Consider the following 20,423-nt stretch of genomic DNA (forward strand, 5'->3'; position numbering starts at 1 on the left):
GTCAAATCGCGCGCCGTTCGCCCTGGCGAACGACGAGCCTGTACATGATGGATGCGACCACAACTCAAACCGGGATGAAAGCGCATCAACCAGACGTGCCTTCACCAATGTTTCGACACCGTATCGAAATGATATCTATTCTTATGTGCAGGGCAGGATGCCATCAGAAAGGCGGCTTGTCGACCGGCGAAAACGACAATGAAGAAATTCGTCCATTTCGACGCACAGGTCTTTTGGCCTTGCGCCTCTATTTGCGCGCTACTGCCCCTTCACATAGACCCGCTTGCCGCCGATCCATGTTTCCAGCACCTGGGTCTGGCGGATATCGGATGGCCGCGCGGTGGAAATGTCGCGGTCGATCAGCAGGAAGTCGGCGCGCTGGCCGGGGACCAGGCTGCCGAACTGTTTCTCGGCAAAGCCGGCATAGGCCGCCTGCCGGGTGAAGCCGTCCAGCGCCGCTTCGAAGCTGACCTTCTGTTCGGGCATCCAGCCGCCCGCCGGTTCGCCCTTGCCATCCTCGCGGCTCATGGCGACGGCGATGCCGGCGAAGGGGTTGGGGCTTTCCACCGGCACGTCCGACCCGAACGCCAGCGGCACGCGATTGTCGAGCATGGTTTTCCACGCATAGGCGCCCTTCAAGCGCGCTTCGCCCATGCGCGCGGTCGCCATGCGCCAGTCCGACGCCTCATGCACCGGCTGCATCGACGCGATGGCGCCCAGCGGTCCGAAGCGGGGCAGGTCGGCCGGGTCGATGATCTGCGCATGTTCGATGCGCCAGCGCCGGTCGCCCTTGTAGGTGTCGTTCAGTTCCTCGATCGCGTTCAGCACGTCATGATTGGCCGCGTCTCCGATCGCGTGGACGGCGACCTGGAAATTGTCCATCGCCGCGCGGCTCATGATGTTGCGCAACTGCGTGTCGGGAATCATCGGCAGGCCGCGCTGCCCCGGCGCATCGGCATAGTCGGCGCGCAGCCATGCCCCGCGCGATCCCAGTGCGCCGTCGAGCAGCAGCTTGATCCCGCCCATGCGCAGATGATCGTCATACAGCCATGGCGTCGGCTCCGGCCCGGCGATCAGCACCATATTGTCGAGCCCGGCGGCATAGGACATGATCCGCACGCGCAACGCGCCGCGATCGGCCGAACGGCGGAATGCCTGCCAGTCCTGGATGCTGGTGCCCATGTCGGTGATGCCGGTGACGCCCATGGAAAGCAGCGCGCGCTGTGCCTTTTCCAGTGCGATGTCGCGATCCTTGGGGGCAGGGGCGGGGACGACCCTAGCCACCAGGTCCATCGCCTTGTCGACGAACACGCCTGCCGGCCTGCCCGCCGCCATCTCGATCCGCCCGCCCATCGGCGCCTTGCTCGCGGCGGTGACGCCGGCCGCGCGGATCGCGGCGCTGTTGGCCCAGCCGGCATGGCCGTCGACCCGTTCCAGCCAGACCGGAATTTCGCTTTCCGCCGCATCCAGTTCGGCGGCGGTGGGGAAGCGGCCCAGCCCCCATATTTCCTGGTTCCAGCCCGTGCCGACGATCCATTTGCGGCCCGGATTCGCTTCAACATAGGCGCGGATCTTCGCCTGCGCCTGCGCCAGCGATCGGGTGTCCGACAGGTCCAGCGTGACCAGCGCCAGCCCATAGCCCATGACATGGCCATGCGCGTCGATCAGGCCGGGGATCAGCGTCTTGCCGCCCGCGTCCATGCGGAACGACAGCCCCTTGGGCCGTTCGGGCCAGGGCTGGCCCTTTTTCGGCTTTTTGGGCTTATATTCCGGTTCCTGATAGCGGCCCTGGATCAGCTTCTCGACCTTGCCCGCATCATCGACCAGCAGCGCGCCGAACCGCACCAGCCTGCCATTGGCATCGATCGCGATGCCATTCACATTGTCGATCACGCCCGATGCATGCGCGGGGACCGCGCAGGGCAGGGTGAGCGCGGCGATGGCCGCCAGTGCAAACGCCCTCATGCCCGCGTGATCCGCCGCACCAGCGCGCTGGTATCCTGCCGGTTCCCGCCCAGCGCCTGCACGTCGGCGTAGAACTGGTCGATCATCGCCGTCATCGGCAGGGTCGATCCGTTGGCGCGCGCCTCTTCCAGCGCCAGCCCCAGATCCTTGCGCATCCAGTCGACCGCGAAGCCGAAATCGAAACTGTCCTGCGCCATCGTTTTCCACCGATTCTCCATCTGCCAACTTTGCGCCGCGCCCCCTGAAATCGCCTCGAAAACTTTTTCCAGGTCCAGTTCGGCCGCCTGGGCGAAGCGCAACGCTTCGGACAAGCCTTGCAGCACGCTGGCGATGCAGATCTGGTTCACCATCTTGGTGGTCTGGCCGGCGCCCGCGCTGCCGACATGGACAATGCGCGCGGCATAGGCGTTCATCACGATCTGCGCCGCCGCGACGGCCGGTTCGGCGCCGCCGCACATGATCGACAGCCGGCCATTTTCCGCGCCGACCTGTCCGCCCGATACGGGCGCATCGACGCTGTGGATGCCCCGGCTTTCGCCCTCCACGAACAATTGCCGCGCGATCCGCGCCGACACGGTCGTATGGTCGATGAACAGGCTGCCCGGCTGCATGGTGCGGAACGCGCCATCGCGACCCAGCGCGATCTGCGACAGGTCATCATCGTTGCCGACGCAACTGATGACGATCTCGGCCTCCTCGGCCGCCTTGGCCGGGCTGATCGCGACCTGCCCGCCATAGGTTTCGGCCCAGGTCTTTGCCTTGCCGATCGATCGGTTATAGACGGTCAGGCTGTGCCCGGCCTTTGCCAGATGTCCGGCGATCGGGCCGCCCATGACGCCCAGGCCGATAAACGCGATATTAGCCATATGCCTCGTATATTTGCTGCGTCTGACCCCGCCATAGGGCCAGTTTTCCGACAGTGCCAGTTTCTTCCGACGCAATTATGCTTTACGGGGCGCCATCATGACCAGCCTAGCCAAGATCGAAAGCGCCCTGCCGCTGCCCGTCACCGTCGATGACATCCTTGCCGCGCGGACCCGCATTGCCGGCTCGATCGTCAAGACGCCGACGCTGATCAGCCAGACGCTGTCGGACATGCTGGGCTGCAAAATCTATCTGAAGTTCGAAAATCTCCAGTTCACCGCCGCCTACAAGGAACGCGGCGCCCTGAACCGCCTGCTGCAACTGGATGAAGCGTCCAAAAGCAAGGGCGTGATCGCCGCGTCGGCGGGCAATCATGCGCAGGGGCTGGCCTATCATGGCAAGCGGCTGGGCGTGCCCGTCACCATCGTCATGCCCACGACGACGCCGATCGTGAAGGTCACGCAGACGCGCGGCCACGGGGCGACCGTGGTGCAATATGGCGAGAAGTTCGATGACGCCTATGCCCATGCGCGGCTGCTGGAGGTGGAGCAGGGGCTGACCTTCATCCATCCGTTCGACGAGCCGGACATCATGGCCGGGCAGGGCACGGTCGCGCTGGAGATATTGGAGGACGCCCCGGAAATCGACACGCTGGTGATCCCGATCGGCGGCGGCGGCCTCTTTTCCGGCATGGCGACGGCGGCGCGGGCGATGAAGCCCGACATCCGCCTCTATGGCGTGCAGGCGGAACTCTATCCGTCGATGTACGACTTCCTCAAGGGCGCGGACCTGCCCTGCGACGGCGACACGCTGGCCGAAGGTATCGCCGTCAGGCAGCCGGGCGATCTTACCCGCCGCTTTGTCGAGCGGCTGGCGGACGATGTGCTGCTGGTGACGGAGCGGCGGCTGGAGGAAGCGGTCAGCCTGCTGCTCCAGATCGAAAAGACGGTGGTGGAGGGCGCGGGGGCCGCCGGCCTGGCCGCGCTGCTGACCCATCGGGAGACATTTGCCGGCCGCAATGTCGGGCTGGTGCTGACCGGCGGCAATATCGACACGCGGCTGCTGGCCAATGTGCTGCTGCGCGACCTTGCCCGGTCGGGCCGGCTGGCGCGCCTGCGCATCATCCTTCAGGATCGTCCCGGCGCGCTGTTCCATGTCGCCCGCATCTTCGATCAGGAAGCGGTCAACATCCTGGAACTGGCGCATCAGCGCATCTTCACCAACCTGCCGGCCAAGGGGCTGAGCCTGGATGTCGAGTGCGAAACGCGCGACCGCGCGCACCTTCAGCGGCTGATCGCGGCACTCGGCGAAGCGGGCTATGAAGTGGCGCCGATCGAGGTTGCATGATGCCCCAATGGCCGTGTAATTTTCGTGGTAAATGCTCTTTTCAGGGGCGCGGCGCGGCGGCATAAGCCAAATATGGACCGCAAAAGGCGCATGGTTGAATCGGGGAGGCGTGCATGACCGCCCCATTTCGATTCCCGCGTTTTTTCGTCACCAATCCCTCGCCATGCCCCTATCTGCCGGGCAAGAGCGAGCGCAAGGTGTTTACCGAACTGAGCGGCGACAATGCGACCGAACTTAACGACGCGCTGGGCCGCATCGGTTTTCGTCGCAGCCAGAATGTCGCCTATCGCCCCAGTTGCGCGGACTGTTCCGCCTGCGTCTCGGTGCGCGTCCTGGCGAAGGAATTCCGGCCCAACGCGACCCAGCGCAAGCTGATCCGCCGTAACAGCGATTTGCAGGTCACGGCCTGCAAGCCATGGTCGACCGAAGAACAGTTCGCCCTGCTCCAGCGCTATCTCCATGCCCGTCACCCCGGCGGCGGGATGACCGAGATGGACGAGATGGACTTTGCCGACATGGTGGAACAGTCCCCGGTCGACAGCTATGTCATCGAATATCGCGAACCTGGGGTCGGCGGCCGTCCCGGCAAGCTGGTCGGCGCCTGCCTGACCGACCGGCAGGGCGATGGCCTCTCGATGATCTATAGCTTCTTCGATACCGAACTGGAGGATCGGCCGGGGCTGGGCAACTACATCATCATGGACCATATCATCCGTGCGTCGGGCGCGGGCCTGCCTTATGTCTATCTTGGCTATTGGGTCGACGGGTCGCAACGGATGCAATATAAGATCCGCTATCGTCCGCTCGAAAAACTGAGCCGGCATGGCTGGGTGCCTTTTGCGCCGGAGGACAGGGCGCAAGCCGCTGTCGCCCCTGTTGCGCGTGACGAACCGCCCTTGCCGGTCGAACTGGCAGCCATGTTCCGGCGATAATCGCCATGTCGCAGTGTAAAAGAGCGCCGCTGCGGATGTATAGGAACGAATTTATTTAACTTTCTTTGCTACGCATTCCCAATGAGCGGGATACAGGTCATGGGATCGGAGGCGGTTTATGGACCGCTTCGCTGATCATCGATTTGATGATGCACGGCTTGCATTGGAAGCCGGCCTGACCGCGCAGGACTTGTTCCTTAAACGTAACGATATCCTGTCCTCGCCACTTTTCGACAAGGTGTCACCTTCGCTGTTACGCTGGGTCGCGGATCATCGCGGACGGGTGATCGCGATCGAGCGGGAGGGTGGCCGCTTTCAAGCCCGATTCGCGGGCGATCCGATCCGTCTGGGCTGGCGCGCCCTCCTGTCGCGCGATGATGTGCACGCCCTGTTGCGCGCCGCCCTGACTGGCGACACCGACCTGCCCCGCACGGTGCGCCTGCATTGCGCCGACGGGCAGTGGCGGTGGTGCCTGATCCGGCTGGCGCGCATCGTGACGATGGATGGCCGGCCGCGCTGGTACGGCACGGTCGAAGATGTGCATGACCAGCATCAACGCGATGCCCTGTCCCGTGCTTTGGCCGAAAGCCAGGAACATTATCGCTGGTCGGTCCAGCTTAATCCCCAGGTGCCATGGACGGCCGCGCCTGACGGCAACATCCAGGAAGTGGGGCCGCGCTGGTCCGAACTGACGGGCATGGCGCCCGATCAGGCAATGGGTACGGGGTGGATGGGTGCGCTGCATCCTGACGATATTGAACCGACCGTGGCAGTGTGGGCCAGCAGCCTGGTCAGTGGCGCGGCCGTCGATGTCGACTATCGCATCCGCTTGCAGGAAGGCGGCTATCGCTGGATGCGCGCGCGCGCGTCGGCGCGACGCGACGCGCAGGGGCGGATCGTGCGATGGTATGGCACGCTGGAGGACGTTCATGCCGAGCGTCTGGCGCAACATGCCCTGAGCGACAGCGAAGAGCGGTTTCGCCTGGCGGTGCAATCGGCGCGACTGGGCATCTGGGATTTCGACTGCATCACCGGCGCGCGCAGTTGGTCCACCGAATTTCGCAAGATGCTGGGGCTGGACGATGAACAGCCCGCTTCGACCGATCTGGCGCTGCGACTGGTCCATCCTGATGATCGCGATCGGTTGCAGGCCATGCTGGATGCGGTGACGGCTGACATGGTGCCGCCGCATTTCGAAGCGACGCTGCGCATCCATCGCGCCGATACAGGCGCCTTGCGCTGGATTCGCAGCACCGGATGGACAATGCGGTCCCATGCCGGTCGGCCGCAACGTATCATCATAACCTTTCTCGACGTGACGGAGGAGCGTGACGCGGAGCAGCGCATCCGTTGGGCCGCGACTCATGACCCGATGACCCGCCTGCCCAACCGGGCGCTGTGGCAGGCGTCGCTGGAAACGCTGGCAGGGCAGGCCCAGGCCACGGGGCAACGGTTCGGCCTGATGTTGCTGGACATTGACGACCTGAAGCGCACCAACGATTCACTGGGGCATGATGCGGGTGATGCCCTGTTGTGCGCCTTTGCCGAAAGGCTGGCGGCGGTCGCGCCGGCCGATGCGGTGCTCGGCCGGCTGGGCGGCGACGAGTTCGGCCTGATCGCGCCATCGCTGGTCGACAGCGCGGGGCTGGAGCAATGGAGCGCCCGCCTGATGGACAGTGTGCGGACGCCCCTCATGCATCAGGGACGCCCGCTCGATTGCGGGGTCAGCGTGGGCGGCGCGCTGTTCGGGGAACATGCGCACCGGGCCGACAATCTGCTCAAGGCGGCGGACCTGGCCCTCTATGCGTCGAAACGGGCCGGGCGGGGGCGACTGACTCTGTTCCATTCCGAACTGCGGGCCGAAGCGCAACAGCGCGGCTCGATGATCCGCATGGCGCGGCAGGTGGTGGCCGACCGGCTGGTCACGCCTTTTTATCAGCCGCGCATCGATATGCGTTCCGGCCGGGTGCTGGGCTGTGAAGCGCTGCTGCGCTGGCATCATCCGCGCCTGGGCGTGCAACTGCCCGGCAGCATCGCCGCCGGTTTTCACCATAGTGACATCGCGGTGGCGCTGACCGCGCAGATGCTTGATGGCGTGCTGACCGACCTGCGCCAATGGCTGGCCGAGGGCCTCGATCCCGGCCGGGTGGCGATCAATGCCGCGGCGGCGGATTTTGCCCATGGCGACTTTGCCGACCGGGTGCTGCGCCAGTTGGACAGTTTCGCCGTGCCCGCCGAACATTTTGAGATCGAGGTGACGGAAAGCGTGTTTCTGGATCGCGGCGCGGATGAAGTCGCCCGCGCCCTGCGCCATTTCGCGCGGGCCGGGGTGCGGGTGGCGCTCGATGATTTCGGCACCGGCTTCGCCTCGCTCACCCATTTGAAACAATATCCGGTCGACGTGCTTAAAATCGACCGCAGCTTTGTCAGCAATGTCGATCAGGATGCCGGTGACGCGGCCATTGTCGATGCCGTGGTCAAGCTGGGCGGCACTTTCGGCATGGAGGTGGTGGCCGAAGGGGTCGAGACGGAGGCGCAGGCCCAATGCCTGCTGGAACTGGGCTGCGTCGTCGGCCAGGGCTTCCACCTCGGCCGGCCGCAGCCTTTCAGTGCCTTTCACCCGCCGAAACGGGGCTGACCGCAAGCGGCCAGCCCGTCACGTTCCTGTCATTTGCAGTGGCAGCTACGCACCTTGCGGCGCGCCGGCTTGCGGTAGCTTTCGGTCACATAGGTCGTCGTCGTCGTGGTCGTCGTCACCGCCGGCGGCACCGTCACCGTGGTCACGATCGGCGCGGGATAATAATAGCCATTTGCGATATAGCCGCCCGCCGGATAGGCCGGACCGGAACCATGCCCCCAATGGGGCGCGCCGGCATAGGGCGGCACGTCATAATCGACGCCTGCGCCGCGCACTTCGCCTTCGAACCGGCCCTCATAGGTGCCGCTGACCTTGCGGCCGTCATCGGTCGTCCAGGTGCCGGTCCAGCGGCCTTCATAGTCGTTCTGGGTGGTAACGCTGTCGTCGGCATAGCCATGGCCGTCGTCATAGGCTGCGCCCGGACGATGCGGCGGCGGCGCGCCGTGATGCGGACGATCCTCGGCCTTGTCGATCGCCATGCCCGCGACCGCGCCGACGCCCGCGCCGATCAGCGTGCCGGCGGTGCGATTGCCGCGCCCGGCTATCCGGTTGCCGGCAATGCCGCCGACCACCGCGCCTATCGCCGCCCCGCCCACGCCATTGTCGCGACGCGGCCCGGCGTCATGCCTGTCATCATAGTCGCCGTCCGGGCCATAGCCGCCCTCATACCGGCCCCAGTCGACATTGCTGCGCGATTCATAAACCCGGCCATAACGATCGGTCATCACCGCATCGTCATAATAGCGCGACCAGCCATAGCCGACGGCTGGCCGGGGCAGGCCATAGGCGCCGTAATTGGCGATATAATAGCTGGGGCTGATCCAGTAGCGGGGCAGGACATAGCCATAGACCGGCCGGCGATAGGCGCTCCATCCGCCGGGCGCGCGCCATCCGGCATGCCAGCGCCCCTGGGTGCGCTGGCCCCAGCGATGGCCGCCGCCGTTCCAGCCGCCGGGCCGGGGCATATGCGCGCCCGGCCGTGGTCCGCCGCCCCATCCCTTGCCGGGATGACCACCGGCCAGGGCGGGTGTTGCGGCAACCGCCAATATGGCGCTCGCGCCCAGAGTGAGAAGGCTCGACATCCTCATGGTTAACGCTCCCTGTTGCCACGGACGCGCCCAATGTGCGCGCGGACGAAAATGCTAACGCACCGTTTAGCATGGTGATCCGCCGCTATCCACGATGCGCGGCCGATTTCCTGTCCCGAAACGGGGCGGAAAAGGGTGGCGCTGGCAGTTGCTATGGTTAACCCGTCATCCGATCCTTGCGGCGATACGCGCGGCCAATGCCTCCAGCCCCGCGGCATCATCCGAGTCGAAGCGCGCGGGCACAGGGCTGTCCAGATCAAGCACGCCGATCAGCCGGCCCTCATGCAGCAGCGGCACGACGATTTCGGAGGCGCTGGCCGCGTCGCAGGCGATATGGCCGGGGAAGGCGTGGACATCGGCGACCAACTGGGTCTGGCGGCTTTCCGCCGCCGCGCCGCACACGCCCCGGCCGACCGGGATGCGGATGCAGGCGGGCTTGCCCTGAAACGGCCCCAGCACCAGTTCGCCTTCCACCAGGCGATAGAAGCCGGCCCAGTTGAGGTCGGGCAGGAATTGCCAGACCAGCGCGGCGACATTGGCCATGTTGGCCACCGGGTCCGGCTCGCCCGCCGTCAGCGCGTCGGCGGCGGAGAGCAGGTCGGCGTAAAGGGTCGCCTTGTCGGCGGTGGATGTGGGGGCGAAATCATACATGACCATCCCCTTAATATCAGTTCAGGCCGCCGCCTAGCATTGTCGTATTTATCCGTTGGTAACCTTGTTCGGTTAGGGATTGCGCCATTCGCGGAGACGAGGCTCATGACCAGCACGAAGAAGATACCGCCGGAAATCGGCATTTCCTTGGCCATGGTGGCAGCGATGCTGCTGTTTTCGGCCTGGTACGATCTGCCCATCATATTCCCGGCCGGTGAGCGGGCGGCCTATGTCGGCGTACATTATCTCTATCCGCTGATCGGCGTGGGCATTTGGGGTGCCTTTGCCTTTTTCGGGCAGAAGAAGGCGCTGGCCCGCACTTTCTTGATTGCGTTACCTTGCTATGTCGCCGTGCTGTTTGCGCATTTCAATATAAAGCTGTGGATTCCACATGTGAATCCACTTCTGTATGATGAATTATACTGGTCGATTGACCAGCTTTTCCGGCCATTGGTGGATATGTGCATGGTAATCCGCCGCATGATGGCGACGGTCATACCCTATGAAGCGAATTTCTATATGATAGGCTATATTGCAATGTTCTATTGCAGCTTCTGCTATCATGCGGTCAGAACCCCGACGGTTTTTTCCGAACTCGTCATTGCAGCGCTTCTGTTGCAGGTTATCGGCACCCTGGCCTATCTGGTCGCGCCTGCGGTTGGCCCCTTCATCTATGAACAGGGTTTGGACCCGATGGTCACGCCTGGCCAGATGAGCATGCTCGACTTCTACCGGCATTCCGTCGCCGAAGGGCCGGCCTGGCTGGAACGAAACGGAGCAGTGGCGTTTACCGTGGGACTTGCCGCCATGCCATCGCTGCATACGGCTGCGGCCTGTCTTTTCCTTGGCTTCGCCTGGCGGCATGGCCGTATATTGTTGCCGCTCTATATTTTCCTGACATTCTTCATCATGGTGACGGCGATCGCCACCCGCTGGCACTATCTGATCGATCTGCCGGTCGGTGTCCTGATCGCATGGGTGTCGCTGGCGATTGCCCGGAAATTGACGGCCAGTGCGGGCGACAAGGAACCCGTCGCCGTGCCTGCCAACCTGCAACCCGAACCGGCCTGATCGCAAGGCCGATCCGGTCGGTGTCGCCTGCGGCTGTCGCGTGATGGGCGCAGGCGGCAGCCCGGATCAGTCGAACTGCACCTTGCCGCGCCCCTGTTTCACCGAACTGCGCGCCTTCTTGCTGTCGACGCGACGCGCCTTGGCGGCCTTGCCCGGCTTGGTGGCGATGCGGCGGGCGTCGCGTTCATGCGCCTTGGCGATCATCTCGTTCAGGCGGTCGCGCGCATCCTGCCGGTTGGCCTCCTGCGTGCGAAATCGGTTGGCCTGGATCATTATCTCGTTAGCGGCGGTCAGCCGCGATCCCGCCAGCTCCTTTATCTTGCGATAGGCATAAGGCGGCAGGCCCAGTTTGAACAGGTTGACGCGCAGTTGCACCGCGGTCGCGACCTTGTTCACATTCTGCCCGCCGGGGCCGCCCCCGGTGATGAAGCGCTCCTCCAGCGCATCATCGGGAATATCAAAGTCCGGCATCGTCCAGTATCTCCGGCCCGAAACCGGCGGCGACGAAGGTGGCGGGCAGGGGGGCGGTCGCTTCGGCGGCCGGCTTCTCGCCACGCGGCATGCTCAGGAACCGGCTATGCAGCAGCATGGCCCCGTTCCCGTCGCCATAGACCGGATCGCCGACGATGCCAAAGCCCAGGCCATGCTGGGCATGGACGCGGATCTGGTGGGTGCGGCCGGTTTCGGGCATGAAGGCGATCAGCGCGCGACCATCCTTTTCCGCCAGCTTGCGCCAATGGGTGACGGCGGGCTTGCCGGCCTTGGCCGCGATCATGCGCCAGCCCTGCGCGGCGGTGCTCACCTTCTTGAGCGACAGTTCGATCGTGCCCTCATCCTGCGCCGGCACGCCTTCCAGCACCGCGACATAGCGTTTGACGACGGTGCCGGCCTCGAACGCGGCGGCGAAGCGCTTGTGCGCCTTGGGATTGCGCGCGAGCAGCAAACAGCCGCTGGTGTCGCGATCCAGCCGGTGGACCGGCAGCGGCCAGCGCTGGAAACCGAAGGTCAGCGACGCGAGATGGTTTTCCAGCGCGATCGATCCGTCGCGGGGCGCATCCACCGGCAGGCCGGCGGGCTTGTCGAGGATCAGCGCCTCGCCATCGAGAAACAGCACATGGTCGGTAAGAAGAGCCAAGCAGGATATCCGATCGGGAAGCAATATTGACGTGGGTGGCGCATCCTATAGGGCGTGGGAACGATGGAGAACAGGGGGCATAGCCAGGCGCATGCGCGGCTCGACTGGATCGATGTGGCGCGCAGCATCGGCATCGTGGCTGTGGTGGTCGGCCATGTCTGGACGCGCGGCCCGTTGCGGGACGCCATGTACGCCTTTCACATGCCGCTTTTCTTCCTGTTGTCGGGGATGCTGTCGCGCCCCTGTCCGGTGCTGGCCTTCACCCGTCGCCAACTGGCCGGCCAGATGCGGCCCTATGTCGCCTTCCTCATCCTGCTGATCGTCGCCGACCAGATCATGGAGCGGTTGAAGGGCCATCTGCCGATCTTCCATACATGGCCTGATGACATCGTGCCGGTCCTGCTGGGCGGTTCCTGGCTGCGTGGGCCGTTCACCATCTTCTGGTTCGTGCCGTGCCTGATGGTCGCGCGCATCCTGTTCAACCTCGCGCTGACCCGCTGGCCCGACCCGCTCGACCGGCGCTGGGCGGCGCTGCTGTTGCCGATGGTGTTGCTCGCCTATGCGCTGGGCTGGTGGACGCAGGTGTCGCCGCTGGGGCTGATCAGCGTGCCCATGGCCTTCGTGCTGCTGTGGATGGGGGCGGCCTGGCCGCATATGCGCTGGCATAATGGCCTGATCCTGCCGCTTGGCTTGCTGGCGGCCGCCGGCCTTTCAGGTCTGTTGCCGACGCTCAACATGAAAGCCGCCGATTATGGCGCGCCGTTGCTGTCGATCGGCGCGGCGGTGGCGGCGTCCTGCCTGATTTTCCGCCTGTCCGAAAGGATCGCGCCGTTCGCCGTGCCGCTGGCGATGCTGGGGCGGGCATCGCTGGTCGTCATGTATCTGCATGTCGCCATCATCCATTATCTCTCGCCCTATCTGGGCAAGGCGGTGTTGCTGGGGCTGGCGCTGGTCCTGCCTTTTGCCGCCTACCATCTCATCCGGGCGACCCCGCTGCGGCGCCTGTTCCTTTGACCCTGAATCCTGGGACAAGCCAGGATGCACGACCATGAAGAGGCTGGCGCATAGTCCCGATGCGCCAGCCCCTGCGGCCTGTTTTTAAGTCTTCATGCGACCAAAGACTCTGGCCATGCCGCATGCTTCAGACGGCATGGCGACCGATCAGCCGTGCAATTTGATCGCGGTTTCGGCGATGCGACGGCCTTGGTAACGGGCGCCGTCCAGTTCCTCGTCGCTGGGCTGGCGGCTGCCATCGCCATCGGCCAGCGTGGTCGCGCCATAGGGTGATCCGCCGCGCACCTTGTCCACGCCCATCTGGCCCTGGAACCCATAGTCGAGGCCCACGATGGTCATGCCGAAATGCAGCAGGTTGGTGATGATCGAAAAGAGCGTCACTTCCTGCCCGCCATGCTGGCTGGCAGTGGCTGTGAAGGCCCCGCCGACCTTGCCGTTCAGCGCGCCGCGTGCCCACAGCCCGCCCGCCTGGTCGAGGAAGGCCGCCATCTGGCTGGACATGCGGCCAAAGCGGGTGCCGGTGCCGACGATGATCGCGTCATAATCCGCCAGTTCGGCGACGGTCGCGACAGGCGCATCCTGATCCAGCTTGAAATGGGCGTTCTTCGCAACTTCGATCGGGGCGGTTTCGGGCACGCGGCGAATATCCACCTGCGCGCCGGCGGATGCCGCGCCTTCGGCCACGGCCTTCGCCATGGTTTCGATATGACCGTAGGAGGAATAATAGAGAACCAGTACCTTAGCCATGATATTTGTCCTTTGATATGAGGAAAAGGCGGCCGCCCGCGCCAGGGGAGGGGGCGTGCGCAGGCGGCCTGGTCCGTCCGGGGGGAGAGGGAAATGGACGGACCGAAGGAGGGTCAGATGCTGTCGACCAGGACGATTTCGGCGTCCTCGATCGCGGTGATGGTGATCGGCGCGCCGCCCAGGATCGCGGCACCGTCACGCGCCTCGAAAGGCTGGCCGTCAATCTCGATCCGTCCCGTCGCCGGGACGAGGTAGAGGTGGCGGCCATCCGCGCTGTCATAGGTTACGCTGTCGCCAGCCTTGATCGTGCCGCCCAGCAGGCGGGCGTCAGCCCGGATGCGCAGCGCTTCCCTGTCCTCGTCATAGCCGCTGGCCAGCACCACCAGCCTGCCGGAACGGTCGCCTCTGGGAAAGGGCTTGGCGCCCCAGCTCGGCTGGCCGCCACGGGTGCGGGGCATGACCCAGATCTGGAACAGGGTGGTGGTTTCATCCTCCAGATTATATTCGGCGTGGCGGATGCCGGTGCCGGCCGACATGACCTGAACGTCGCCAGCCTCGGTGCGGCCCTGATTGCCCAGGCTGTCCTTGTGCGTGATCGCGCCGGTGCGGACATAGGTGATGATTTCCATGTCGCTGTGCGGATGCGGCGGAAAGCCGGAGCGCGGGCCGATCTCGTCATCATTCCACACCCGGATCGCACCCCAGTGCATCCGGTCGTCGTCATGATAGTCGGCGAAGGAAAAATGGTGGCGCGCATTGAGCCAGCCATGGTCGGCATGGCCCAGCGACGCGAACGGGCGGCGCTCGATGCGGCTCGTTGTGGTCGTGGTCATATCAGATGCCTTTCGTTGCGGATGCGGATGCTTCCGCTTGCTTTCCGACAATCTAGTGATCAGGATCGTTTCATAAACCGGCAGCTTTGAAACGGATTGTTTCCCGATGCGACTACCAGATTTCGAGGCATGGGCGATGTTCGCGGCCGTGGTCGAACATCGCAGCTTCACCGATGCGGCCAAGGCGCTGAGCGTGTCCAAGGCCACCGTGTCCAAGGCGGTGACGCGGCTGGAGGAGCATCTGGACACCAGCCTGTTCAACCGCACCAGCCGCCGCCTGGCGCTGACCGAAAGCGGCAAGCGGCTGGCCGACCATGCCCATCGCATCCTGGCCGAAGGGCAGGCGGCGGAAGAGGCCGCGCGTGACGAAACGGCGGACCTGTCCGGCGTCGTGCGGCTGGGTGCGCCGATGACCTTCGGCCTGCTGCGCATCGCGCCGCTGATCGCGCAGTTCACAAAGGATCATCCGCTGGTCGATGTCGACCTGCATCTGTCCGATGCAAAGATCGACATTGTGGACATGGGCCTGGATGCCACCATCCGCATCGCCGACATGCCTGACAGTTCGCTGCGCGCCCGGCGGCTGGCGGACGTGACCATGCATGTGATCGCCTCGCCCGCATATCTGGAGGAACGCGGACGCCCGCAGCATCCCTCCGATCTGGGAAACCATGACTGCCTTTGCTACTCCAACATTCCCGCACCCGATGTGTGGCGCTTTGCCGGACCGGGGCAGCAGAATGTGGTGGTACAGGTGCGCAGCCGCATCACCGTCAACAGCGGTGAAGCGATGCTGCCGGCGCTCCGGCTGGGGGTGGGTATAGCGCGCCTGCCCGACTTCATCATTGGCGATGCGCTGGCGAAGGGAGAGGTGGAAGAGATATTGACCGACTGGCGCCCCGCGCCTGTCGGCCTGCATCTGGTGACGCCGCCATCACGGTTGCGCCCCGCGCGGGTCGATGCCCTGCTCGATTTCCTGGCCAGCCATCATGGCTGTTAACCGCGCCATGCAGGATGGCGACGCATGATTGCCAACCCCCATCAGATCGATGTGCGTAGAACCGGCCCAAAGCGTCGTTTCGCAGGTGAATCCATCTTGACTCGCGGTAGGCCGTGTCACTCTCAACCCTTTGTAAACAGATTCGTTTTGTGACGACTCGTGGATTTCTGCCGGTTATCGAAAAATTAACCTTTGTCCTTCAGAAGTTTTTTGGTTAATGAATTGGAGCAGAAGCCGTTCTGGTGGGGTGAACGGGACTGCGACGGACCGGAAGGTGCAAAAGGGGCTTCACATGCGCGTGCTGCTGATCGAGGACGAACCGACCACCGCCAAGGCGATCGAGCTGATGCTCACGACCGAAGGCTTCAACGTCTATACGACCGACCTTGGCGAGGAGGGTTTGGACCTTGGCAAGCTCTATGATTACGACATCATCTGCCTGGACCTGAACCTGCCGGACATGCACGGCTATGACGTGCTCAAGAAATTGCGCGCGGCCAAGGTGCAGACCCCGGTGCTGATCCTGTCGGGCATTTCGGAAATGGACAGCAAGGTCCGCTCCTTCGGCTTTGGCGCCGACGATTATGTGACCAAGCCCTTCCATCGCGAAGAACTGATCGCGCGTATTCACGCCGTCGTTCGCCGGTCGAAGGGGCATAGCCAGTCGGTCATCCGCACCGGCAAGCTGTCGGTCAACCTGGACGCCAAGACGGTCGAGGTGGACGGCAATCGCGTCCACCTGACCGGCAAGGAATATGCGATGCTGGAACTGCTGTCGCTGCGCAAGGGCACGACGCTGACCAAGGAAATGTTCCTGAACCATCTCTATGGCGGGATGGACGAGCCGGAACTCAAGATCATCGACGTGTTCATCTGCAAGCTGCGCAAGAAGCTGGCGCTGGCTTGCAGCGGCGACAATTATATCGAGACGGTCTGGGGGCGCGGCTATGTGCTGCGCGATCCGGACGAACTATTGGAGGAACAGGCCAAGGTCGCCTGATCCAGCCCGCCGATTGCCAGGGGGTGAAGGGGCCGGTCGTCCGCAAGGGCGCCGGCCTTTTGCCTTTGGCGCTTGGATCGTCGGGCAGGTTGCGGCTAGGGCAGGCCCATGGATGACCTGTTTGCCGATCGATCGCTTAGCGACCAGAAACTGGATCGGGCCGATCTTGCGGCGCTGGCCAGGGGATTGCCGGGGCAACTGATCGACTGTGATTTGGAGGAGGCGGACCTGTCCGGCCTCGACCTGTCACGCTGGAGCTTCGAGCGCTGCCAGATGCGGCGCACGGATTTCAGCGGGGCGAAGCTGGACGGATCGCTCTGGCGATCCTGTCGCGGCGGTTTCGTCCAGTTCAGCGGCGCGGACCTGCGCGATGCGCAATTTACCGCCTGCGACCTCAATAATGGCGTGTTGCGCCGGGCCAAGCTGTTCGGCGCGCAGTTCGAACGCTGCAAGCTGACCGGCGCGGATTTGAGCGAAGCCAGCGCGCTCGACGTGCAATTTGCCGAAACCTTGCTGGTCAACGCCCGGCTGCCCGGCTTCTCTTTCCGCAAGCAGATATTGAAGGCGGTCGATTTCAGCCAGGCGGATCTTCATAAATGCGATTTTCGCGGCACCCTGTTCGACGGATGCAGCCTGCGCGACGCCAGCCTGGACGGGTGCCGCTTCGACGGCGCGGACCTGCGTGGCGCGGACATTGGCGGCCTGCGGCTGGTCAATGCCGGCCTGTTTCGCGGCGCGACCATTTCGCGCGAGCAGGCCGGGCAGTTGCTGGGCGAACTGGGGTTGAACGTGCGCTGACAAGGGCAGGCCGGCGATCCGGGATCGGACCGCCGGCCTTTCAGGCGGGGAGGGGGCGGCAGCGGGGTCTTGCGCCGCCCGCGCCTGCGGGGGTCAATCCTCCGCCTGATCCGGGGTCGCGGGAGTCGTTGAAGCCTGACCGCTGCCCGACACTTGCCCGCTGGCATCGACCGAAGCGGCCTTGCCGGCGACACTGCCCACGCGACTGGCGGCGGCCGAGGCGCGGTCGCGGGTGTTGTTCACCGCCATGTCTGCACGATTCTGCGCGGTGGCAACGGCAACGCCCGCCCGGTCACGCACAGCACCAGCCGCATCCTGCGCGTTGCTGGCGACGCTGCGAGCATCGTTCACGCCCAGCCCATCCACCGACAGGCCCGCACTGCCCGATCCAGTGGCTGCGCCCGACGCACTGCGGCTCTTGCCATTGCGGGTCACGCCGCCGGTGGCCGAACTGCGCCCATGGCCATGGGCGCGCGTGCTGACGCTGCCATTGTCGAGATCGATGCTGCGGTCGAGCGCGCCCCGTCCGCCAAGCGTGCTGCCCAGCGATCCGCCAAGGCCACCAGCCGAACCACCCAGCGCGCCGCCAAGTGACCCACCCAGGCCGCCGCCACCACCGCCCAGCAACTGGGCCGAAGCGGGGGCCGTTGAAAAGATGGCGAGGCAGGTCGCTGCCATCAGAAACTTGCTGTTCATCGCGCTTCTCCTTGATGCATATCGATGCGATGCAAGGAGAACGGGAAGAGACGCGCCTTTCATCCCGATGGCCGAAAAATATTATCAATATATTGAAATTCAATCTTTATTTCTGCAATCCGCGCACAGGACAGGGGGCTTGCCCCTGGTCGCTTCGGCACGCAGCGCGGCGATCGAACCGCGCGCGAACAGCCGCCCGGCGACCAAAGGCGCGGCAAAGCTGGTGCCGCGCACCGGGCCCTTGCCGCCATTGACGGTCCCCGCCTGCATGTCCGCGCCCGGCGCGGCGAAATCGACATGCAGCGCACGCCCGGCTTCGGGCAACAGCCGTCCGCGCCCGTCAATGCCCGTCACGGCGATCACGCCGGGATAGGAGGCGGGATAAGCGGGCGGGGCGGCGGGGCCGTCATTGCCCACCGCCGCGACCACCATGACGCCCTTGTCCCGCGCCAGCCGGATCGCGCCGTCGAGCAGCGGATTGGCCGGGCCGACCAGGCTGACCGTCACGACCGGAACGCCGCGCGCCGCCATCCAGCCCAGAGCCCGGACCAGCGCGAATGCGCCGCCGCCCGCCGGATCGGCGCCATAGACATCGGCCACCAGCAGCGGCGCGCCGGGCGATGCGCCCTTCACCACGCCATCGCCGCTGATGAGCGAGGCGACGGCGGTGCCATGCGCGCTGGCGCGTGGCGCACCCTCGGCGAAGCCACGCTGTTCGATCGGGCCGGTCAGCGCCGGATGGCGCGCGACCCCGCCGTCGATCAGCCCGGCGGCGCGCCCCTCGATCCGCCCGGCGGCGAGTGTGCCGGTGGTCAGGGGCAGCGCCGGGCCACTTGGAAAATAGAGATTGTCCGCACTGACCTGCGCGCGCGGGGCCAGGCGCCGCACGTCCCGCAGCGCCTTGGCGAGGCTGCGCCCCTTGTGCGTCGTCAGGCGGGTGACGGGCAGGTCCAACCCCTCGATCATCATGCTGTCCACGCCATAGCCAGCGGCGCGCAGCGTATCGATCATGCCGCCGTCCACGCCAGTCAGCAGGATGACGCCCCGCCGCGCCGGTTCGCGCCGGTCGTCCAGTTCGATCCGGTCGCCATGGTTGCGCAGCATAGTGTCGATGCGGGCAGCACGGACCGCGGCCAGCCGGTCGGCCAGGCGGGCAGGGGACAGGCGATCAAGCCCGGCCCCGTCCAGCGTGTCACCGGCCCGGCCGATCAGGTCGGGCACGGCCTGTTGCACGCCGGGCAGCAGTTGCGCGCTTGATGCTGTCGGCACGATCAGCATCAGCCCCGCGATTATCCAAGACTGGCTTGTCCGCATGTCGCTGTCATCATTCCTGCTGTCATCATTCCTCTGGCCATCAAAGTCATCCATTACGAAAAAATATCCACCTGTCTTGTCATGTGCGGGATTAAACGTGCGGGCCGGGGCGTTTCATCCCGCAAGACCCATGAGACGGAGATCCGATGTCCTTCGAGCGTGACCTGCTGGCGATCCTGCCCCGGCTGCGACGCTTCGCCGCCAGCCTGTCGCGGGACCGTGCCGATGGCGACGACCTGTGCCAGGCGGCGCTGGAACGCGGCCTCAAGGCGCGCGACCAGTGGCAGCCGGGCACCCGTCTCGATAGCTGGATGTACCGGATCATGCGCAATCTGTGGATCGACGAAGCCCGCGCCCGCCAGCGCGCCGCCAGGACCTTCGCCCCGGAGGAAGCCGGCACGACCGTCGGCCATGCCGGTGATCGCGATATCGAGGCGCATGTCATGCTGTCCGACGTTGATCGCGCGATGCAGGCCCTGCCCGACGAACAGCGTGAAGCGATCGCGCTCGTGCTGGTGGAGGGGTTGTCCTACAAGGAGGCGGCCGAGATTCTGGGCATCCCGATGGGCACGCTCACGTCGCGGCTGGTGCGCGGACGCGGCGCGTTGATCGAAATGATGGGGGAAGCGGCATGAGCCAGATTGACGAAGCCATGCTGATCGCGCTGGTCGATGGCGAACTGGACGAAATCAACCGGCGGCGCGTCGAGCGGGCGGTGGCGGACGACCCCGCGCTGGCGCAGCGCCTCGCGCGCCACCGTGCGCTGCGTGATCGGCTGAGCCGCCATTATGCCCCGGTGGCGCAAGAGCCGGTGCCGCAACGATTGCGGACGATGCTGGAGGAAAGCGGGGCGGTCGTCCCGCTCGCACGGCCAGCGCGTTGGCGCGGCTGGGTGACGGGCGGGGCGATTGCGGCCAGCCTGTTGCTGGGCCTTGGTGTCGGCCGCATGTCGGGCGGGGAGGGCGGACCGATCGGCATGCAGAATGGCGTCATGGTGGCGCAGGGCGCACTTGGTGAAGCGCTCGACACCCAACTGGCGTCGGCGCAGCAGGACGGCAATGCCATCCGCATTGGTTTGAGCTTCCGGCGCAAGGGCGGCGGCTGGTGCCGCAGCTTCGATGGCACGGTCGCAGGGGTCGCCTGTCGCGAGGGCGAGGGCTGGCAGGTGCAGCAAATGCTGCCGGGCGCGGGCCAAGGCACGACCTATCGCCAGGCCTCGTCCGCCGACGCGCGCGTCATGGCGACGGTCGACGCCCTGATCGACGGCGCACCAGCCGATGCGACGGCGGAGAAGGCGGCGCAGGCGAGGGGCTGGCGGTAATATTGCAAC

General features: G+C 65.2%; 20 protein-coding genes. 10 read left to right on the forward strand and 10 right to left on the reverse strand.

Annotated features, from left to right (window positions below):
• Positions 1-258: 258 nt before the first annotated feature.
• Together Q4610_RS08285 and Q4610_RS08290 are read right to left on the reverse strand one after the other, a co-directional pair.
• Positions 259-1,965, reverse strand: a complete 1,707-nt coding sequence (locus tag Q4610_RS08285) for an amidohydrolase (protein WP_304535500.1) — start codon at positions 1,963-1,965, stop codon at positions 259-261.
• Entirely contained in the window at positions 1,962-2,831 is an 870-nt protein-coding gene (locus Q4610_RS08290) for an NAD(P)-dependent oxidoreductase (RefSeq protein ID WP_304535501.1), read from the reverse strand. The genes Q4610_RS08285 and Q4610_RS08290 overlap by 4 nt, the downstream gene beginning before the upstream one ends.
• Positions 2,832-2,928: 97 nt before the next feature.
• Here Q4610_RS08290 and Q4610_RS08295 point away from each other — a divergent pair, with 97 nt between their 5' ends.
• The 3 genes from Q4610_RS08295 (at position 2,929) to Q4610_RS08305 (ending at position 7,746) form a co-directional block, all read left to right on the forward strand.
• The gene (locus Q4610_RS08295; protein ID WP_304535502.1) at positions 2,929-4,176 is read left to right on the forward strand and encodes a threonine ammonia-lyase; all 1,248 of its coding nucleotides are present in this window, start codon (positions 2,929-2,931) and stop codon (positions 4,174-4,176) included.
• 113 nt (positions 4,177-4,289) lie between these two features.
• Entirely contained in the window at positions 4,290-5,108 is an 819-nt protein-coding gene (locus Q4610_RS08300; protein WP_304535503.1) for an arginyltransferase, read from the forward strand.
• 118 nt (positions 5,109-5,226) lie between these two features.
• Complete coding sequence (locus Q4610_RS08305) at positions 5,227-7,746, forward strand: sensor domain-containing protein (protein WP_304535504.1); 2,520 nt, start codon at positions 5,227-5,229, stop codon at positions 7,744-7,746.
• A 29-nt stretch (positions 7,747-7,775) separates the two neighbouring features.
• Here Q4610_RS08305 and Q4610_RS08310 read toward each other — a convergent pair whose 3' ends face one another.
• Complete coding sequence (locus Q4610_RS08310) at positions 7,776-8,834, reverse strand: RcnB family protein (protein WP_304535505.1); 1,059 nt, start codon at positions 8,832-8,834, stop codon at positions 7,776-7,778.
• A gap of 165 nt (positions 8,835-8,999) precedes the next feature.
• Entirely contained in the window at positions 9,000-9,485 is a 486-nt protein-coding gene (locus tag Q4610_RS08315) for a GAF domain-containing protein (RefSeq protein ID WP_304535506.1), read from the reverse strand.
• Between the two features lie 105 nt (positions 9,486-9,590).
• Here Q4610_RS08315 and Q4610_RS08320 point away from each other — a divergent pair, with 105 nt between their 5' ends.
• Positions 9,591-10,556, forward strand: coding sequence for a phosphatase PAP2 family protein (locus tag Q4610_RS08320; protein ID WP_304535507.1), 966 nt, complete (start codon positions 9,591-9,593; stop codon positions 10,554-10,556).
• Positions 10,557-10,622: 66 nt separating this feature from the next.
• Here the strand turns inward: Q4610_RS08320 and arfB are convergent, their stop codons facing one another.
• Positions 10,623-11,027 carry an alternative ribosome rescue aminoacyl-tRNA hydrolase ArfB gene (gene arfB, locus Q4610_RS08325; protein WP_304535508.1) on the reverse strand — a complete coding sequence of 135 codons (405 nt, stop codon included), beginning with the start codon at positions 11,025-11,027 and terminating at the stop codon, positions 10,623-10,625.
• A complete protein-coding gene (locus Q4610_RS08330) occupies positions 11,014-11,691 on the reverse strand; it encodes an RluA family pseudouridine synthase (RefSeq protein ID WP_304535509.1) in 678 nt (225 codons plus the stop codon). Before Q4610_RS08330 ends, arfB begins: the two co-directional genes overlap by 14 nt.
• A gap of 63 nt (positions 11,692-11,754) precedes the next feature.
• Here Q4610_RS08330 and Q4610_RS08335 point away from each other — a divergent pair, with 63 nt between their 5' ends.
• The gene (locus Q4610_RS08335) at positions 11,755-12,705 is read left to right on the forward strand and encodes an acyltransferase family protein (protein WP_304535510.1); all 951 of its coding nucleotides are present in this window, start codon (positions 11,755-11,757) and stop codon (positions 12,703-12,705) included.
• 147 nt (positions 12,706-12,852) lie between these two features.
• Here Q4610_RS08335 and wrbA read toward each other — a convergent pair whose 3' ends face one another.
• Positions 12,853-13,452 carry an NAD(P)H:quinone oxidoreductase gene (wrbA, locus tag Q4610_RS08340; protein ID WP_304535511.1) on the reverse strand — a complete coding sequence of 200 codons (600 nt, stop codon included), beginning with the start codon at positions 13,450-13,452 and terminating at the stop codon, positions 12,853-12,855.
• Between the two features lie 113 nt (positions 13,453-13,565).
• Positions 13,566-14,285, reverse strand: coding sequence for a pirin family protein (locus Q4610_RS08345; RefSeq protein WP_304535512.1), 720 nt, complete (start codon positions 14,283-14,285; stop codon positions 13,566-13,568).
• A gap of 106 nt (positions 14,286-14,391) precedes the next feature.
• Here Q4610_RS08345 and Q4610_RS08350 point away from each other — a divergent pair, with 106 nt between their 5' ends.
• The 3 genes from Q4610_RS08350 (at position 14,392) to Q4610_RS08360 (ending at position 17,083) form a co-directional block, all read left to right on the forward strand.
• Positions 14,392-15,285 carry a LysR family transcriptional regulator gene (locus Q4610_RS08350; RefSeq protein ID WP_304535513.1) on the forward strand — a complete coding sequence of 298 codons (894 nt, stop codon included), beginning with the start codon at positions 14,392-14,394 and terminating at the stop codon, positions 15,283-15,285.
• A gap of 292 nt (positions 15,286-15,577) precedes the next feature.
• The gene (gene ctrA / locus Q4610_RS08355) at positions 15,578-16,285 is read left to right on the forward strand and encodes a response regulator transcription factor CtrA (protein ID WP_304535514.1); all 708 of its coding nucleotides are present in this window, start codon (positions 15,578-15,580) and stop codon (positions 16,283-16,285) included.
• Positions 16,286-16,393: 108 nt separating this feature from the next.
• On the forward strand, positions 16,394-17,083 hold the full coding sequence (locus Q4610_RS08360) for a pentapeptide repeat-containing protein (protein WP_304535515.1): 690 nt from the start codon (positions 16,394-16,396) through the stop codon (positions 17,081-17,083).
• Positions 17,084-17,176: 93 nt separating this feature from the next.
• Here Q4610_RS08360 and Q4610_RS08365 read toward each other — a convergent pair whose 3' ends face one another.
• Positions 17,177-17,779: a hypothetical protein gene (locus Q4610_RS08365; RefSeq protein ID WP_304535516.1), complete on the reverse strand. Its 603-nt coding sequence runs from the start codon at positions 17,777-17,779 to the stop codon at positions 17,177-17,179.
• A 99-nt stretch (positions 17,780-17,878) separates the two neighbouring features.
• Positions 17,879-19,147 carry a S8 family serine peptidase gene (locus Q4610_RS08370; protein WP_304535517.1) on the reverse strand — a complete coding sequence of 423 codons (1,269 nt, stop codon included), beginning with the start codon at positions 19,145-19,147 and terminating at the stop codon, positions 17,879-17,881.
• Positions 19,148-19,239: 92 nt separating this feature from the next.
• Between Q4610_RS08370 and Q4610_RS08375 the strand changes: the two genes are divergently transcribed.
• On the forward strand, positions 19,240-19,728 hold the full coding sequence (locus Q4610_RS08375; RefSeq protein WP_304535518.1) for an RNA polymerase sigma factor: 489 nt from the start codon (positions 19,240-19,242) through the stop codon (positions 19,726-19,728).
• Positions 19,725-20,414, forward strand: coding sequence for an anti-sigma factor family protein (locus Q4610_RS08380; RefSeq protein ID WP_304535519.1), 690 nt, complete (start codon positions 19,725-19,727; stop codon positions 20,412-20,414). Before Q4610_RS08375 ends, Q4610_RS08380 begins: the two co-directional genes overlap by 4 nt.
• The last annotated feature ends 9 nt before the right edge of the window (positions 20,415-20,423 follow it).

The organism is Sphingobium cyanobacteriorum, from assembly GCF_030580935.1.
Taxonomy (GTDB): Bacteria; Pseudomonadota; Alphaproteobacteria; order Sphingomonadales; family Sphingomonadaceae; genus Sphingobium; species Sphingobium cyanobacteriorum.

Coding starts and splice junctions, on each gene's coding strand:
- Q4610_RS08285 (WP_304535500.1), bottom strand. CDS start 1,965: ATGAGGGCGTTTGCACTGGCGGCCATCGCCGCGCTCACCCTGCCCTGC.
- Q4610_RS08290 (WP_304535501.1), bottom strand. CDS start 2,831: ATGGCTAATATCGCGTTTATCGGCCTGGGCGTCATGGGCGGCCCGATC.
- Q4610_RS08295 (WP_304535502.1), top strand. CDS start 2,929: ATGACCAGCCTAGCCAAGATCGAAAGCGCCCTGCCGCTGCCCGTCACC.
- Q4610_RS08300 (WP_304535503.1), top strand. CDS start 4,290: ATGACCGCCCCATTTCGATTCCCGCGTTTTTTCGTCACCAATCCCTCG.
- Q4610_RS08305 (WP_304535504.1), top strand. CDS start 5,227: ATGGACCGCTTCGCTGATCATCGATTTGATGATGCACGGCTTGCATTG.
- Q4610_RS08310 (WP_304535505.1), bottom strand. CDS start 8,834: ATGAGGATGTCGAGCCTTCTCACTCTGGGCGCGAGCGCCATATTGGCG.
- Q4610_RS08315 (WP_304535506.1), bottom strand. CDS start 9,485: ATGTATGATTTCGCCCCCACATCCACCGCCGACAAGGCGACCCTTTAC.
- Q4610_RS08320 (WP_304535507.1), top strand. CDS start 9,591: ATGACCAGCACGAAGAAGATACCGCCGGAAATCGGCATTTCCTTGGCC.
- arfB (WP_304535508.1), bottom strand. CDS start 11,027: ATGCCGGACTTTGATATTCCCGATGATGCGCTGGAGGAGCGCTTCATC.
- Q4610_RS08335 (WP_304535510.1), top strand. CDS start 11,755: ATGGAGAACAGGGGGCATAGCCAGGCGCATGCGCGGCTCGACTGGATC.
- wrbA (WP_304535511.1), bottom strand. CDS start 13,452: ATGGCTAAGGTACTGGTTCTCTATTATTCCTCCTACGGTCATATCGAA.
- Q4610_RS08345 (WP_304535512.1), bottom strand. CDS start 14,285: ATGACCACGACCACAACGAGCCGCATCGAGCGCCGCCCGTTCGCGTCG.
- Q4610_RS08350 (WP_304535513.1), top strand. CDS start 14,392: ATGCGACTACCAGATTTCGAGGCATGGGCGATGTTCGCGGCCGTGGTC.
- ctrA (WP_304535514.1), top strand. CDS start 15,578: ATGCGCGTGCTGCTGATCGAGGACGAACCGACCACCGCCAAGGCGATC.
- Q4610_RS08360 (WP_304535515.1), top strand. CDS start 16,394: ATGGATGACCTGTTTGCCGATCGATCGCTTAGCGACCAGAAACTGGAT.
- Q4610_RS08365 (WP_304535516.1), bottom strand. CDS start 17,779: ATGAACAGCAAGTTTCTGATGGCAGCGACCTGCCTCGCCATCTTTTCA.
- Q4610_RS08370 (WP_304535517.1), bottom strand. CDS start 19,147: ATGGATGACTTTGATGGCCAGAGGAATGATGACAGCAGGAATGATGAC.
- Q4610_RS08375 (WP_304535518.1), top strand. CDS start 19,240: ATGTCCTTCGAGCGTGACCTGCTGGCGATCCTGCCCCGGCTGCGACGC.
- Q4610_RS08380 (WP_304535519.1), top strand. CDS start 19,725: ATGAGCCAGATTGACGAAGCCATGCTGATCGCGCTGGTCGATGGCGAA.